Raw genomic sequence first — 14,208 nt, forward strand, 5'->3', positions numbered from 1 at the left:
CCGTGCCCGAACCGAGTGACCTGGCCGAAGTCTTCCGCGCCGAGTGGGCGCGGGTCGTCGCCGCGCTCGTCGGCTTCTGCGGCGACCTGCACGTCGCGGAGGACGCCGCGCAGGAGGCGTTCGCGACCGCGGCCGTGCGGTGGCCGGTAGACGGCACCCCGGACGTTCCGCGGGCGTGGCTGCTCACCACCGCCCGCAACCGGGCCATCGATCGGCTCCGCCGCGACCAGCGGCTCACGCAGAAGCTGCGCCTCCTCGAGCAGCAAGAAGCAACGGATCAGGGAGCGGAGGCAGCTGTGGACGCATCGACGATCCCCGACGAACGCCTCGAGCTGATGTTCCTCTGCTGCCACCCGGCGCTCGCCGCAGAGGCCAGGGTCGCGCTCACGCTGCGCGCCGTCGGCGGCCTCGACACCGCCGAGATCGCCCGCGCGTTCCTCGTCTCCGAGGAGACGATGAAACGCCGCCTCACTCGCGCCCGCACGAAGATCCGGGACGCCGGCATCCCGTTCGGCGTGCCCGCCGCACACCTGCTGCCGGCCCGGCTCGACACCCTCCTCGCCGTCGTCTACCTGATCTTCAACCAGGGCTACGGCGACGGCCGGGCCGATCTCGCAGCCGAGGCCGTCCGGCTCGCGAGGGTGCTCGACGCCTTGCTGCCGGACCAGCCGCGGGTCACCGCGCTGCTGGCGCTGATGTTGCTGCACGACTCCCGTCGGGCCGCCCGCGTCCGCGACGGCGAGCTCGTGCCGATGGCCGACCAGGACCGTTCCCTCTGGGACACCGCCCAGATCGAGGAGGGACGCAAGCTGCTGGACAGCGCCGTTGCCCGGGGAGCGCGCGGCGCCTACCCGCTACAGGCGGCGATCGCCGAACTGCAGACGGAGGACCCGATCGACTGGCCGTCCGTCGCCCGGCTCTACGAGACGCTCGTCGACGAGACCGGCTCCGCGGTGGCCGCGCTCAACCGGGCCGTTGCCGTCGCCGAGATCGACGGTCCGGCCGCCGCGCTCGCGATCGTCGACGCGCTCGACCTCGACGACGACTACCGCTACCTGCACTCCACCCGCGCGGAGCTGCAGCGCCGACTCGGTGACGGCCAGGCGGCGCGCGCCGCCTACCGGCGTGCGTTGGACCTGACCACTACCGACGCCGAGCGCCGGTTCCTGCAGCGCCGTCTTGCGGAGCTCTGACCGCCGCGTCGACCCGCCGCCGTTCCAGGAACCGGCGCTCGGCGTCGGAGTGCACGAGCTCCAGCGCCCGGTCGTAGGCCGCGACGGCTTCGTCTGGACGGTCCAGCCGCAGCAGCAGCTCCGCGCGCGTCGCGTGCAGGTACTGGTACTGGTCGAGGTCGAGCCCGTCGGCCAGCGCCAGCCCGGCCTCGACGTCGCCGGCCTCGGCAAGCGCGACGGCCCGGTTCAGCTCGACGACCTGCGACGACGTGAGCACGGCGAGCTCGCCGTAGAGCTCGGCGATCCGCGCCCAGTCGGGCGGCTCGGCGAGGTGCAAGGCGGCGATCGCGGCCTGCAGGGTGTAGGGGCGGTGGCCGCCGAGCCGCAGCGCACGATCCAGCACCGCGCGCCCGTCGGCCAGCTCGTCCAAGTCCCACAACGACCGGTCCTGCTCGTCCAGGAGGACCAGCTCACCGTCGCGGAACCGGGCGTCCCGGCGGCTGTCGTTGAGCAGCATCAACGCGAGCAGGCCGTGCGTCTCGGCCTCGTCGGGCATCAGCTCGGCCAGCGCACGCCCGAGCCGCAGGGCCTCCGCCGCGAGCTCGCCCCGCCCCGCGTACCCCTCGTTGAAGATCAGGTAGACGACCGCGAGCACGGCGTCGAGCCGATCGGGCAGCAGGTACGGCTCGGGCACCCGGAACGGGATCCCGGCGGTCTTGATCTTCCGTTTCGCCCTGACCAGCCGTTTGGCCATCGTCGGTTCCGGGACGAGGAAGGCGCGCGCGATCTCCTCGGTGCGCAGCCCGCCCAGCGTCCGCAACGTCAACGCGACCTGCGCGTCGAGCGCGAGCGCCGGGTGGCAGCAGGTGAAGACGAGCTCCAGCCGCTCGTCGGGGATGGCGGTGTCGTCCATGGCCTCCTCCGCCGCGTCCCGTGCGGTCGTCACCTCGTCGAGCAGACCGATCTTCGTGGTGAGCATGCGGTCGCGACGGATCCGGTCGATCGCCCGGTTGCGGGCGGTCGTGACCAGCCAGGCGCGCGGACTCGTCGGCACGCCGTCGCGGGGCCAACGCTTCGCCGCGATTGCGAACGCCTCCTGAGCAGCCTCCTCGGCGAGGTCGAAGTCGCCGAGGAAGCTGATCAGGTTGGCGAGCACGCGACCCCACTCGTCGCGGAACACCTGGTCGAGAATGGTCACCCCTGCATGAACGGGCGGATCTCCACCGAGCCGCCCAGCCAGGTCGCCGGAATGCGCGCAGCGAGCTCGATCGCCGCGTCCAGGTCGTCGGCCTCGTAGGTCAGCCAGCCGCCCAAGGCCTCCTTGAGCGCGACGAACGGACCGTCGGTCGTCAGCGTCTTGCCGTCCTGCACCCGCACGGTGGTGGCGTTCTCGGCGCCTTCGAGCCGCTCACCGGGTGTCACGCCCGGCGTGTTGTTGATCGCGGCGTAGCCGGCGTAGATCTTCTTCTGCTCTTCCTGGGAGAGCGACTCGAATTCGGGTGCGTCACCGTGCTGGATCAGAAGCAGGTACTTCATTTCGAAACCTCCTCGTGGAGCTGGGTCACGGAAGGGACGAACGGCGGCCGCCGATGAGGACACCCCGGCCCGAGAAACTTACAGAACCTGCGAACGCACCCCCGGTAGCTTCACCCTCGTGGAGCTCGCCGCCGCCATCGCAGCGCACGTCGTCGGTGAACTCCGGTCCCGGCCGCGGATGACGATCGCGTTCGACGGCCCGGACGCAGCCGGCAAGACGACGCTGGCCGACGAGGTCGCGAAAGCCACGCCCGCGGCCGTCCGGGCGTCCATCGACGGGTTCCACCGCCCCGCGGCCGAACGTCGGCTGCGCGGCGAGCTCTCGCCGGAGGGGTACTACCACGACACGTTCGAGCTGGAGCGCGTCCACGACGCGATCGAGGACTTCCGGTCGGGCTCGCCGACGATCACGATCTCGACGTTGGACCTCGCGACCGACCGGCCGCAAATCGTGCGTCGAGCGGTCCCGGCCCCAGCGGCACTCCTGTTCGACGGGGTCTTCCTCCAGCGGCCCGAGCTCCGCCACCTCTGGGATGTCGTGGTCTACCTGTACGTCCCGGAAGAGGTGATCCTCCAGCGGGCGCTGTCGCGCGACATCGCACTGTTCGGCGACGCCGAGAACGTCGAGCGGCGCTACCGGGCGAAGTACCTGCCCGGCCAGACCCTCTACCGGCGGCACGTCGGGCCCCTGCTGCAGGCCGATCTCTCGGTCGACAACAGTGATCCCGACGCACCGGTCGTCGCCTTCGACCACCTCGGGATCACGCGCCGGGCCGACTTCCCGTAGCGGCGTCACACCACGTGGGGCAGGACCTCGCGGGCGGTCAGCTCGGCCACCTGCTCCGCGCGGTCGGTCGGGAAGAGCCACAGCCCGACCGAGTCGGCGCCGGCGTCGTAAAGCGCCCGGAGCCGGGCGCGGCAGTGGTCGGGGTCGCCCGCCACCGCCACCTCGTCGAGCCACGCGTCCGGAATCCGCTCGGCCAGCGCCGCGCTGTCGGCTAGCAGGTCGCTGAGCGGCTCGGCGAGGCCGGGCACGCGCACCAACGCGCTGGCCGCCTCTGCGGCCAGGAACATTGCGACCGTCTCGCGGACCGCGGCCCGCGCCTGGGCGCCGTCGGGATCGACCGCGTAGAGGGCGAACGCGGTCACCCGGTGGCGTGCCGGATCCCCGCCCGCGCGGGCCGCACCCTCGGCGATGCGTTCGCGGGCCCACCGCACGTACCGCGGGCCGGACAGCACCGACAGGATCGTGCCGTCCGCGATCTCGCCGGACAGGCGCAGCGCCCGCTCGTTCACGGCACCGATGTGAATAGGCAGCGGCGCCGGCGGCGGGAAGTCCAGCCGCACGCTCTTCAGGGAGTGCGCCACCCCGTCCGACGTGACCTCGTCGCCCTGCAGCAGCGCCCGGATCTGCCCGACCGACTCGCGCAGCACCGTCAACGGCCGACCGGAGCGCACCCCCATCTGCTCCAACCAGCCGACGACACCCAGCGCCACCCCCGGCACCACCCGTCCCGGGAAGCTGCGCGCGAGCCCGGCGAACTCCATCGCGGTGACCGCGGGATGGCGGGAGAGCACCGACACCGCCCCGGTCCCCACCGGGATGCGCGTGGTCGCGGCCAGCATTTGCGCAATCCCCGACATCCCACCGGAGAAGAAGCAGTCCTCCGAGAACCACAGCTCGCCGAACCCGAGCTCCTCCGCCCGCCGCGCCATCCGCCCGATCCCCTCCGGCGGCGTCACGCTGCCGAAGACCACACCCAACCGCCGCTCGTCCATGAGTCGATGGTCGGACTATGCGGACACAGTGTCCACATCACGTGACGGCCCTCACGCGCAGCCAGGACGCCGCGGGTCGTTCAGCTCGACCCAGTACCGCCGTGCGGGCCCGAGATCGGTTTCCCGAACGCCCTCCAGCACTCCACCGTTGCGCTCGATGACGCGCCCTGATGCCGCGTTCTCGGCTGCGCAGACGATCAAGACCAGATCGAGCCCGAGAGTCGTCGCCACGACCAGCACCTGCCCCAACGCCCAGGTCGCCAAGCCGCGTCCCCTGACCGAGGGGCGAACTCCGTAGCCAACCTGACCCACCTCGATCGCGCGGCCGTCCAGCCGATGCCGCAGCGCGGCGGCCCCCAGGACGTCATCGCCTTCGACGATCCATCGGTACGTGACGCCCGACTCTCGCTCAAGGCGCCGGATCCAGGCTTCGAACCCGTCCCGCGTATCTACGTCGTCCGTGATGAGCAGCCCGAACCCATCCTCATGGGTTCCGGGACCCCAGTCCTCGCGCGCCGCTCGCCAAGCCGCATACAGACGCGTCGTCGGCTCGACCAGGTCCGCCACCCCGAAGACGATAGTGATCGGGGAATCCGCATCAGCGCTGCCCAGGCAGCGTGGTCGCGCATCTCGACCGTGTACGGGTTGGAAGCTCTGCCCACCGACGGCGTCGGCGCGATAGGGGGCCGAAGCCGAGGCGCTCCGGGCGTTCCGCGCCGGCGATCCGCTCCCCGCAACGATCGGTCCGCACGCTGCCGTGGCTCGCGCGGGTGGCGCGGAGCAGCGTCATGGACGGGAAGCGGTGGGCTCGGACCCGCGTCGTTTCCGATCCGCTCACAGACTACGAACGATGGGAACTCGGCACGTACATCGAGGGACAGACGGTCAGTGAGCGGATTCGGATCGCGCTGAGACGTGACGTCGAGGAGGTCGGCCCCGACTTCCGGCTGTTCGACGCCGGGCAGGCCGACGCGGTTGCCGTGGTCATGGAATACGACGCCGAGCGGCGGTGGCTGGGCGCCGAGAAGGCCACCGCCCATGACGCCGTCGCCGAACTGCTCGCCCTCCGAGATCGCGTAGACGCCGCGACTGTCAGCTTGAACGAGTTCCTGGCAGGTCGCCGTGGCTGAGGCATCCCGACTGTGTCGACGCCTCGGCGCTGAGCTGCACGAGCCAGGCCGCCGGTTCGACCGGCTCCGGATGCGCCTGACCTGCGAGTTGAGTGGGCCCCCGGGGGATCGAACCCCGAACCCGCGGATTAAAAGTCCGCTGCTCTGCCGATTGAGCTAGAGGCCCGTGCGCGCGTCTACGGTTGCACGCCAAGCCTACGACCACCACGCATATCGGCCACGCGGGCCATCGGCCGACGCGGACGGTAGTTCTCCCGGGTACCCATGCCACCCGGCCGGACCAACGGCCGGGGCGGTCCTTGTGACCTTGTGTCAGCGAGCATCCTTGACGCATGCGCCGTCGCAGCCGTGCCGTCCTCGCCGGAGCCTTCGGCCTCCTCGCCCTTTCCGGGTGTGCGCAGGCGAGCACGCCGCCGCCCCCGGTCTCCGTGTCCGCGCAGGCGGCGGCCGACGCGCGCAGCGTCCAGACGAGCGCGACGTTCGGCACCGGCCTCGGTGATGCGATCACGTACGACACGGCGCTCGTCCCGGCCGGGGCGCACGGGGCGGTGAGTGCGACGAACGACGGCACGAACATGACCGTGACGCTGGCGCTGCGCGGGGTCCGGCCCAACTACCGCTACGGCGCGCACGCCCACACCCAGCCGTGCGGGGCGAAGGGTGATGACGCGGGGCCGCACTTCCAGTTCCAGGTCGATCCCGTCAAGCCCAGCGTCGATCCCGCCTACGCGAACCCGCAGAACGAGATCTGGCTCGACCTGTCCACCGACCCGACCGGCGCCGGCAGCTCCGAGACGAAGGTCGCGTGGGTCTTCCCGGTCGACCGCCGCGCCAAGTCCGTCATCGTGCACTCGATGCAGACGTCGACGGAGCCCGGCAAGGCCGGAACAGCGGGTGGTCGCGCGGCCTGCATCACGGTTGCGTTCTAAGGAGGGTCCTGAACAACGGGCGCCGCGCAGCAGGTCCCAGTTGTTCAGGACCCTCCTGGTTCAGGGACAATGGAGCACCGTGAGTGCTCCTGCCGCCGTCCGCGCACCCCTCCGCATCGGGCCGTACGTGTCCGATACGCCGGTGGTGCTCGCCCCCATGGCCGGGATCACCAACGCCGGGTTCCGCCGACTCTGCCGTGAGCAGGGTGCCGGGTTCTACGTCTGCGAGATGATCACTTCCCGCGGGCTGGTCGAACGCAACCCGCTGACGTTCCGCATGATCGCGATGGATCCGGACGAGAACCCGCGCTCGATGCAGCTGTACGGGGTCGACCCCGCCACCGTCGGCGCCGCGGTGCGCATGGTCGCCGAGCGCGACCTGGCCGACCACGTCGACCTGAACTTCGGCTGCCCCGTCCCCAAGGTCACCCGTCGCGGCGGCGGCGCCGCGCTGCCGTACAAGCGGCAGCTGTTCGAGCGGATCGTGCGGGCGGCCGTCGACAACGCCGGCCGTATCCCCGTCACCGTCAAGATGCGCATCGGCATCGACGACGAGCGCCACACCTACCTCGACGCGGGCAGGCGCGCGGCCGACGCCGGCGTCGCCGCTGTTGCGCTGCACGCCAGGACGGCCGCGCAGCGCTACTCCGGCACGGCCGACTGGTCGGCCATCGCCCGCCTGCGCGACGAGCTCCCGGCCGAGCTGCCCGTCCTCGGCAACGGCGACATCTTCAGCGCCGCCGACGCTCTCGCGATGGTCGACGCGACCGGGTGCGACGGCGTCGTCGTCGGGCGCGGGTGCCTCGGCCGCCCGTGGCTCTTCGGCGACCTCGAAGCCGCGTTCGCGGGCCGCCCGCTCCCGACGCCGCCCACGCTCGGGCAGGTAGCGGCGACCATGCGCCGCCACGCCGTGCTCCTGCAGGAACACATGGGCGTCGACAAGGGCATCCGCGACATGCGCAAGCACATCGCCTGGTACCTGAAGGGCTTCCCGGTCGGCTCCGACCTGCGGCGCAGGCTCGGGCTGGTCAGCAGCATCGACGAGCTCGACGAGCTGCTCGCGACCCTCGACCATGCCGAGCCCTTCCCCGCCGACGCCGACGGGCCGCGTGGCAGGCAGGGCAGCCCCGGCCGGGTCGTGCTGCCGGAGCACTGGCTCGACGACCCGGACGACCCGGCCGTTCCGTTCGGGGCAGAGCTGGAGCACTCCGGCGGCTGACGGATCTGCCTCAGCCGTCGCGCGTCGCATCGATGCGCAGCACCGCCGGCGCCGCATGACCGCGCGTGAGCCGTCGCGCCCACGACGACTCGACGGCGCGCGTCTCCACGGTGTCGAGCCACCGGGCGTCGGTGATCCGCCACCCCGCGGATGCATACGCGCAGGCCAGTGCGTTCGTGACAAGCTCCGGGCTCGGCCGTTCCAGCCCGCGCAGGGCGTGCGGCACGGGCTCGCGCCACGCGTCGGTCGCGATCAGCACCCGCAGCGCGGCGCCGGGCTTTGCCAGCGCGGCGAGGCCGTCGAGGGTCCGCCGCTCCGGCCGGACGAGGCCGGCCAGCAGCGATCCCCACGGCATGGTCGCGTGGATCTCGTCGACCACCCCGAGCAGCTCAGCAGGCGGCTCCTCCGCCGTGGCAGCGACGAACCACAGGTTCGGCGCACCACCGCGCTCCGGCCGCTGCCGCGCTCGACCGGCCACAGCGACCAGCTGCTGCCATGCCGGCTCGACACCGATGACCGTTGCGGCCGGATCGGCTCGCGCACGACGCAGCGCGGCCTTGCCGTCGCCGGCACCCATGTCGACAACAACACGGGAATCAGCAGATCAACATCAATGTCGCTCGCCGGCGACGAGGCGCTTTCCCTCGACAATCTTCATGACGCGACCCTCCCGCACGCAGCTGCGGCGGGGCCACCGAGTTTCCCGCGCACTGTCGGGTGGATCTTCTCAAGCGTCACTCCTTTCCCGTCGACCCCACCTATAACACAGGAGGTGGGAACGTGGTGATGGTGCGTGCGGCGGTCGCGGACGACGGCACCGCGAACCCCGCGACCGCGAGCGCGGTCGCCGAGCACACGTCGGCGGCCGAGGACCTCGCCGCGGACGGCCGCTGGGAGGACGCGTACCACCACCTCCGCGCCGCCGTCCGCATCCTGCACGGCCGGCCGGGTGCGGCCGACGAGCTCGACCGGCTGCGCCGCGAGCACGCCGAAGCTCGCGAGCAGAGCCGCCGCGACAGCCTCACCTCCACGTACAACCGGCGTTACCTCGACGAACGGCTCGTCGCGCTCCTCGACGATCCCGCGTGCCGCGGCACGGTTGGTGTCTGCGTCGCGCTCGTCGACGTGGACCACTTCAAGCAGGTGAACGACACCTACGGCCACCGGTTCGGTGACCGGGTGCTGCAGCGGATCGTCGGCGAGCTCGGCAGCGGACTCCCCGACGGTGCGTTCTGCGCCCGCTACGGCGGCGAGGAGTTCGCGCTCGTCATGCCCGGCTGCGATCTCACGGCCGCCGTGCGGACGTGCGAGGCCGCCCGCACGCGGATCGACCATCACCCTTGGCCGGAGCTGGACGAGCACTTGCGCGTGACGGTCAGCATCGGCGTCGCGCACAGCACCGCCCCGCGCACCGACGTGGAGCGGCTGGTCGGGGAGGCCGACAGCCTGCTCTACGCAGCCAAGAACTCCGGCCGCAACGCTGTGGCGTTCCGGGACGAGCGCGCCGGGCACGTCCGCCTGGCCGGCCCCGCCGGCCGCCGGCGCGCCATCGCCCAGCCGATGAAGACCGGTTGACCGTTGGGCGCATCTCCCCTCACGTGGCCAGTTTCACTCGAACGAGCGTTCGAGTGACGTGGTGGGTGCGTGTAGCGTGCAGCCGTCCGGTCGCGCGGGCCCACGGGACGGGGCCTGCGTGACCGTGACGCCCTCGACCCCCCGGAGCCCGAACTCGCTGAGGAGCCTGCCGTGACCGCGCTGCGCCAGCCGACCGATCCAGATTCGACCGCGCTCACGGCAACGGCCGAGGTGCTCCGCGAGGTCGCCGCGTACGACCAGCGGACGGACGACAGGCGGGCCGACGTCAGCTATGCGCAAGCGGACCTGCTCGAGGCGTGTGCCCGCAGGCTCTCCGATCTGCCCGACGACGTGACCCGCCACGCCATGCGGGTAGCCGCGGCCGTCGACAGGGCAACCGGGCAGCGCCGCTGAAGGCGAGACCTCCCGACGCCGGAGCCGGCAGGGGCGGAGCGATCTGGGTCATGGATCGAACATAGATTCGAGCACCGACAGTTTTCGGCTGCTCTCAGGCGTTCTCAGCACCCCCTGGACAACCTGCCTCCACACGACCGTAAGCTCGGGCTGTCAGTGGAGGGGCGGGCACAGGTCGTAGACCCGTGTCCGCCCCTCTCGCTTTTGGGACCCCGGGAGGTGGCGTGGAGGACGGTCGTGACCGTGCTCGGCGCCCGGCGGGTCGCGAGAACCGCAGGTCGGACGACCACAGCGGCGATTCGCTCGACGACATCCTCGCGCGCCACGGCCTGCTCGACGGCGAGGCGGACGACGAGGCGGACGACGAGCCTGCCCCGGCCGCCGCGGGTGGCAGGGCGGCGCGTCGCCGTGCCGCGGAGCTGCAGGAGCAGGGCCACCGTCCGCCGAGCGGGCGAAGACGAGCACCCGAACCCGAGGCGCCGTACCCCTCGAACGGCAGACGTGCCGCCGACAACGGGACGAACGGGTCGTACGTCAACGGCAGCTACTCCGATCCCGACGAGAGCCGCGCTTCACGCAGAGCGCGCCGGGAGGCCGAGGAACAGCAGTCCGGAGCCCGCCGGATCCCCGATCCGCCGAGCCCGCCGAGCCGGAGATCACGGCGCGCCGCCGAGCCGGACGACTGGGACGCCGGCGAGTCCCGCACCACCGTGTCCCGTGCGGCCGCGCCCCCGGAGGAGCGACGGGGTCACCGGGCCGCCGAGCTGCCTCCGTGGCGGACGGACGATCCCGATCCGCCGGCACGTGATCCGCTGCCACCACGCGGCGCCAACGGATCGCCGCCTGCCCGCCGGCCGTACGAACCGTCGAGCGGGGATGCCCGCTCGCGCCGCCGCCGCGCTGCCGACATCGCCGGGCCTGGAAGTTACCCCGAGGAAGCCTTCCTCCCCGTGCGCGACACGCCGCCACCTGTGCGGCGGGTCAGGGGCCCGGAGAGCGCACCCGACCCCATGACGCAGGCGCTGCCGACGAACGGGTCCGCCCGCAGGCGCGCCGCCGAACCACCACCCACCACCGGGGAGCGTCCGCGCTTGCGCCGCGGGGATCGCGAATCGGGCACCCATGCGATTCCCCCCGGCGAACGCTCGGCAGCTCGCGAAACACGCGCCCGCCGCACCGACGCCGAAGGCGGCACCCGGCCGGCACCCGCCGACGGCCGCGCACGGGAGCGCCGCGACCGCGACAGCGGAACGCACGCGATCCCGCCCGGCGAGCGGTCCGCGGCTCGCGCCCGCCGCAGCGAGCCCGAGCCGGAGGGCGCCACCAGGGCCATCCCGACCGGGGACCGGCTGCGCACGCGCCGCGGAGATGCGGACAGCGGCTCGCTCCCGGTGCCCCCGCGCTCTCGGCGCCGCGACGCCGAGAGCGGGGCACATCCCGTCCCGACGGGCGAGGGCCCACGGGTCCGCCGCGGCGAGCAGGACGACGACGGCTCCACCCGCGCCATCCCCACGAACGGGCGCCCGCGCAGCCGCCGCTCGGACCCCGAGAGCGGATCACACGCCGTGCCCCCGCGCAGCCGCCGGCGCGAGGCCGAAAGCGGGGCGCACGCCGTCCCACCACCGCGTCGCCGCGCCGAGGAGATGTCCGACGACGCCGGCACCACCCGGGCCATCCCGGCCGGCGAGCGACCCCGAAGCCGCCGTGGCGAGCGTGATGCGGAGAGCGGCGCGCACGTCGTGCCGCCCGGGGAGCGCTCCTCCCCACGCGTCCGCCGAACCGAGCCGTCCGCCGACGACAGCGGCGCGCGCCGGATCCCGGCAGGCGAACGATCCGGCTCGCGGACCAGGAAGGCGCCCCGCGACGCCCAGAAGCCAGACCAAAAGCCAGACCGGAAGCCCGTTCCGGACGGCGTTCGCGCGGCGGCGTTCGGCGCCGGCGCCGGTCCGCGGGCCGCCCGTGGCGACGTCGAGGCCGACAGCACGCAGGCGATCCCCCAGGGCGGGCGACCGCCGCTCCGCCCACCGCGCAAGGCACCGGCGCCGGTCCCCGACGACTTCGCCGACGATCCCGAGTTCGGCGCCGGTGTCACCCGCGCCCTGCCCACCGGTCCACCGCGCAGGCCACCGCGTGACGAGCGCGGACTCGACGAGTTCGCGCCGAGCGGACTGCCGGAGCGGCAGCGTCGTGGCGACCCGATCGACCCGCGGGCCGCGCGCATCGACGAGACGCTCACCCGCCTGACCGCGGCGCACGCCGGCATGGCGATCGCCCGCGACGACGATCCGGACGACACCGAGAAGAAGCCGACGAAACGGTCCCGCTTCACCCCCGGCCGCATCCTCGGGCTCGGGGTGGCCGCACTCGTCTTCGGCACCACGGCGCTCGGGTTCACGAGCAAGACGCTCCTCGATTCCGCCGTGCTCGACGTCGCGGCGCTCGACAAGAAGGCGGCATCGATCGTCGACGCGCCCGCGCAGGCAGGCGACGAGAACGTGCTGATCATGTCGACGTCGGGCAACGCGCAGCCCTCGGCCTCCGATCTCGCGGCCAGCTCGGTCGCGGTGGCGCACTTCCCGGCCGGCGGCGGTGAGGTCAGGGTGATCTCGCTGCCGTGGAACCTCGAGATCAACCGGCCGCCTTGCGAGCCGTTCAACCCGCAGACCGGCACCTACGGCGGCCAGCCCGTGCAGATCGAGGCCAACACGAACCTCGCCAGCGCCTACCAAAAGGGCGGGCCCAAGTGCTCGGCGCAGGTCGTGCAGGCACTCACCGGGCTGGCGATCACCTCGTTCGTGGGCATGGACCTGGAGAAGATGAAGGCCGCGGTCGACGCCGTCGGCGGCGTCGAGGTCTGCGTGACGCGCCCCATCCGCGACACCGCGCTGGGGCCGATCCTGCCCAACGCGGGTGATCAGAACATCGACAGCAAGCGGGCCGGCGACCTCATGCGTGCCGTCGACGTCGAGGGCGACCCCACCTCGGGGCGCGGGATCATCGAGCGGCAGCAGAAGGTGCTCGCCGGGGTCCTCGACAGCACCGTCTCCACGACCGGCCTCCTGAGCGTCCGGCGGGTGAGCGCGCTGCGCACCGCGCTCGGTGGCGCGCTGATGGCCGACGGCTCCGACATCGACCAGATGCTGGCGCTCTCGCGGACGCTGAGCAGGCTCGACGCCGACGGTGTCGCCTACCTGCCGGTCCCGACCACCACCCAGCCGAACCAGCGCGGCCACGTCGAGCTGCGGCAGACCGAGGCCGCGGCGATCTTCACCGCGATGCGCGGCGACACCCCGCTCCCCGAGGGCGCAGTCGGGGCGGGCTCGTCCGGGTCCGGGTTGGCACCGAAGGACCTCAGCATCCGGGTCTTCAACGCGTCCGACCGCTCCGGGCTGGCCGGGACCGTCGGCGAGACGCTCAAGGGCCTCGGGTTCGGCGTCAGCGAGGTCAAGAACGCCGACAAGCCGACGCAGAAGACCGTCATCAAGTTCTCGCCCGACAAGCAGGCCGCTGCCGAGCTGCTGGCTGCGACCGTCCCCTCCGCCGAGACGGTGCCCGACCCCGGCACCAACGGTGTGCTCGACCTCGTGCTCGGCCGCTCGTTCGACGACGCCGTGAAGCCACCGGTCGGGCCGAGCCCCGCGACGGAGGGCCCGGCCGCGCCCGCGGCCGGCGGCGCAGCTTGCAACTGAGCTTCCTGCATAGCCTGCACAGCAAGTTCGTGATCGTTCACCCGCGGTTCACCCTCGTGGGCGGCCCGATCCCGTATGTCCGACTACGCTCGCCCCATGCGTGACGTGTACCAGGAGCAGCTCGACGATCTCGCCGAGGGCCTGGCGGGGATGTGCGTGCAAGTCGCCGCGGCCATGGAGAAGGCAACGCGCTCATTGCTCGAGACCGATCTCCACCTCGCCGAAGAGGTGATCTCCGAGGACATCAGGATCGACGAGCTGCGTGCCTCGGCAGAGGAGAAGGCGTTCGCGCTGCTCGCGCTGCAGGCGCCGGTCGCGACCGACCTGCGCATCGTCGTCTCGGCGATCCACGGCGCAGGTGACATCGAGCGGATGGGCGACCTCGCGCTGCACGTCGCGCAAGCCGCCCGGCGCCGCCATCCGCAGCCCGTGCTGCCCACCGAGGTCGTGCCGTACTTCGCGGAGATGGGCAGCGTCGGTGTTGCGCTCGCGAAGAAGGCGGGCGAGGTCATCCGGTCGAGGGACCTGGCGATGGCCGCCCAGCTCGAGTCGGACGACGACGCCATGGACGACCTGCACCGGCACATGTTCAGCGTCCTGATGGACCCTGCGTGGACGCACGGCGTCGGACCGGCCGTCGACATCACGTTGCTGGCCCGGTTCTACGAACGCTATGCCGACCACGCCGTCGCCGTCGCGCGCCGCATCGTCTACGTCATCACCGGGCAGATGCCCGGCCCGCTGACTGTTTAGCCCTCTCCTACT

At 72.4% G+C, this 14,208-nt stretch carries 13 protein-coding genes, 1 tRNA gene and 1 pseudogene; 9 read left to right on the forward strand and 6 right to left on the reverse strand.

What is annotated here, in order from left to right:
- Positions 1-2 precede the first annotated feature (2 nt).
- Positions 3-1,193 carry an RNA polymerase sigma factor gene (locus LL648_RS02775; protein ID WP_232660757.1) on the forward strand — a complete coding sequence of 397 codons (1,191 nt, stop codon included), beginning with the start codon at positions 3-5 and terminating at the stop codon, positions 1,191-1,193.
- Here the strand turns inward: LL648_RS02775 and LL648_RS02780 are convergent.
- Together LL648_RS02780 and LL648_RS02785 are read right to left on the reverse strand one after the other, a co-directional pair.
- Positions 1,144-2,370: an RNA polymerase sigma factor gene (locus LL648_RS02780; RefSeq protein WP_232660758.1), complete on the reverse strand. Its 1,227-nt coding sequence runs from the start codon at positions 2,368-2,370 to the stop codon at positions 1,144-1,146. The two genes, LL648_RS02775 and LL648_RS02780, sit on opposite strands and share 50 nt — an antisense overlap.
- Positions 2,367-2,708: a YciI family protein gene (locus LL648_RS02785; RefSeq protein WP_232660759.1), complete on the reverse strand. Its 342-nt coding sequence runs from the start codon at positions 2,706-2,708 to the stop codon at positions 2,367-2,369. The genes LL648_RS02780 and LL648_RS02785 overlap by 4 nt, the downstream gene beginning before the upstream one ends.
- Positions 2,709-2,826: 118 nt before the next feature.
- Between LL648_RS02785 and LL648_RS02790 the strand changes: the two genes are divergently transcribed.
- Positions 2,827-3,495 carry a hypothetical protein gene (locus LL648_RS02790; protein WP_232660760.1) on the forward strand — a complete coding sequence of 223 codons (669 nt, stop codon included), beginning with the start codon at positions 2,827-2,829 and terminating at the stop codon, positions 3,493-3,495.
- A 5-nt stretch (positions 3,496-3,500) separates the two neighbouring features.
- On the opposite strand, the gene LL648_RS02795 is transcribed toward LL648_RS02790, so the two are convergent.
- Both LL648_RS02795 and LL648_RS02800 read right to left on the reverse strand, forming a co-directional pair.
- Entirely contained in the window at positions 3,501-4,487 is a 987-nt protein-coding gene (locus LL648_RS02795; protein ID WP_232660761.1) for an LLM class flavin-dependent oxidoreductase, read from the reverse strand.
- Between the two features lie 51 nt (positions 4,488-4,538).
- Complete coding sequence (locus LL648_RS02800; RefSeq protein ID WP_232660762.1) at positions 4,539-5,054, reverse strand: GNAT family N-acetyltransferase; 516 nt, start codon at positions 5,052-5,054, stop codon at positions 4,539-4,541.
- Positions 5,055-5,104: 50 nt separating this feature from the next.
- Here LL648_RS02800 and LL648_RS02805 point away from each other — a divergent pair, with 50 nt between their 5' ends.
- A complete protein-coding gene (locus tag LL648_RS02805) occupies positions 5,105-5,617 on the forward strand; it encodes a DUF6879 family protein (RefSeq protein ID WP_374111964.1) in 513 nt (170 codons plus the stop codon).
- Positions 5,618-5,710: 93 nt separating this feature from the next.
- On the opposite strand, the gene LL648_RS02810 is transcribed toward LL648_RS02805, so the two are convergent.
- Positions 5,711-5,783, reverse strand: a tRNA-Lys gene (locus LL648_RS02810).
- A 166-nt stretch (positions 5,784-5,949) separates the two neighbouring features.
- Between LL648_RS02810 and LL648_RS02815 the strand changes: the two genes are divergently transcribed.
- On the forward strand, positions 5,950-6,546 hold the full coding sequence (locus LL648_RS02815) for a superoxide dismutase (protein ID WP_232660764.1): 597 nt from the start codon (positions 5,950-5,952) through the stop codon (positions 6,544-6,546).
- Between the two features lie 157 nt (positions 6,547-6,703).
- Positions 6,704-7,765 (forward strand): tRNA dihydrouridine synthase DusB, encoded by a 1,062-nt coding sequence (gene dusB / locus LL648_RS02820; protein WP_232660952.1) that lies wholly within the window; start codon positions 6,704-6,706, stop codon positions 7,763-7,765.
- A gap of 10 nt (positions 7,766-7,775) precedes the next feature.
- Here dusB and LL648_RS02825 read toward each other — a convergent pair.
- Positions 7,776-8,348, reverse strand: a pseudogene (locus LL648_RS02825) (hypothetical protein); the annotation flags it as partial.
- A 203-nt stretch (positions 8,349-8,551) separates the two neighbouring features.
- Between LL648_RS02825 and LL648_RS02830 the strand changes: the two are divergent.
- The 4 genes from LL648_RS02830 (at position 8,552) to phoU (ending at position 14,196) form a co-directional block, all read left to right on the forward strand.
- Positions 8,552-9,340, forward strand: a complete 789-nt coding sequence (locus LL648_RS02830) for a GGDEF domain-containing protein (RefSeq protein ID WP_232660953.1) — start codon at positions 8,552-8,554, stop codon at positions 9,338-9,340.
- Between the two features lie 171 nt (positions 9,341-9,511).
- The gene (locus LL648_RS02835; protein ID WP_232660766.1) at positions 9,512-9,754 is read left to right on the forward strand and encodes a hypothetical protein; all 243 of its coding nucleotides are present in this window, start codon (positions 9,512-9,514) and stop codon (positions 9,752-9,754) included.
- A 224-nt stretch (positions 9,755-9,978) separates the two neighbouring features.
- Complete coding sequence (locus LL648_RS44960; RefSeq protein WP_232660767.1) at positions 9,979-13,443, forward strand: LCP family protein; 3,465 nt, start codon at positions 9,979-9,981, stop codon at positions 13,441-13,443.
- A 96-nt stretch (positions 13,444-13,539) separates the two neighbouring features.
- The gene (phoU, locus tag LL648_RS02845; protein WP_232660768.1) at positions 13,540-14,196 is read left to right on the forward strand and encodes a phosphate signaling complex protein PhoU; all 657 of its coding nucleotides are present in this window, start codon (positions 13,540-13,542) and stop codon (positions 14,194-14,196) included.
- The last annotated feature ends 12 nt before the right edge of the window (positions 14,197-14,208 follow it).

Source organism: Pseudonocardia sp. TRM90224 (assembly GCF_021245725.1).
Classification (GTDB): Bacteria; Actinomycetota; Actinomycetes; order Mycobacteriales; family Pseudonocardiaceae; genus Pseudonocardia.

Coding starts and splice junctions, on each gene's coding strand:
- phoU (WP_232660768.1), top strand. CDS start 13,540: ATGCGTGACGTGTACCAGGAGCAGCTCGACGATCTCGCCGAGGGCCTG.
- LL648_RS02785 (WP_232660759.1), bottom strand. CDS start 2,708: ATGAAGTACCTGCTTCTGATCCAGCACGGTGACGCACCCGAATTCGAG.
- LL648_RS02795 (WP_232660761.1), bottom strand. CDS start 4,487: ATGGACGAGCGGCGGTTGGGTGTGGTCTTCGGCAGCGTGACGCCGCCG.
- dusB (WP_232660952.1), top strand. CDS start 6,704: ATGGCCGGGATCACCAACGCCGGGTTCCGCCGACTCTGCCGTGAGCAG.
- LL648_RS02815 (WP_232660764.1), top strand. CDS start 5,950: ATGCGCCGTCGCAGCCGTGCCGTCCTCGCCGGAGCCTTCGGCCTCCTC.
- LL648_RS02830 (WP_232660953.1), top strand. CDS start 8,552: ATGGTGCGTGCGGCGGTCGCGGACGACGGCACCGCGAACCCCGCGACC.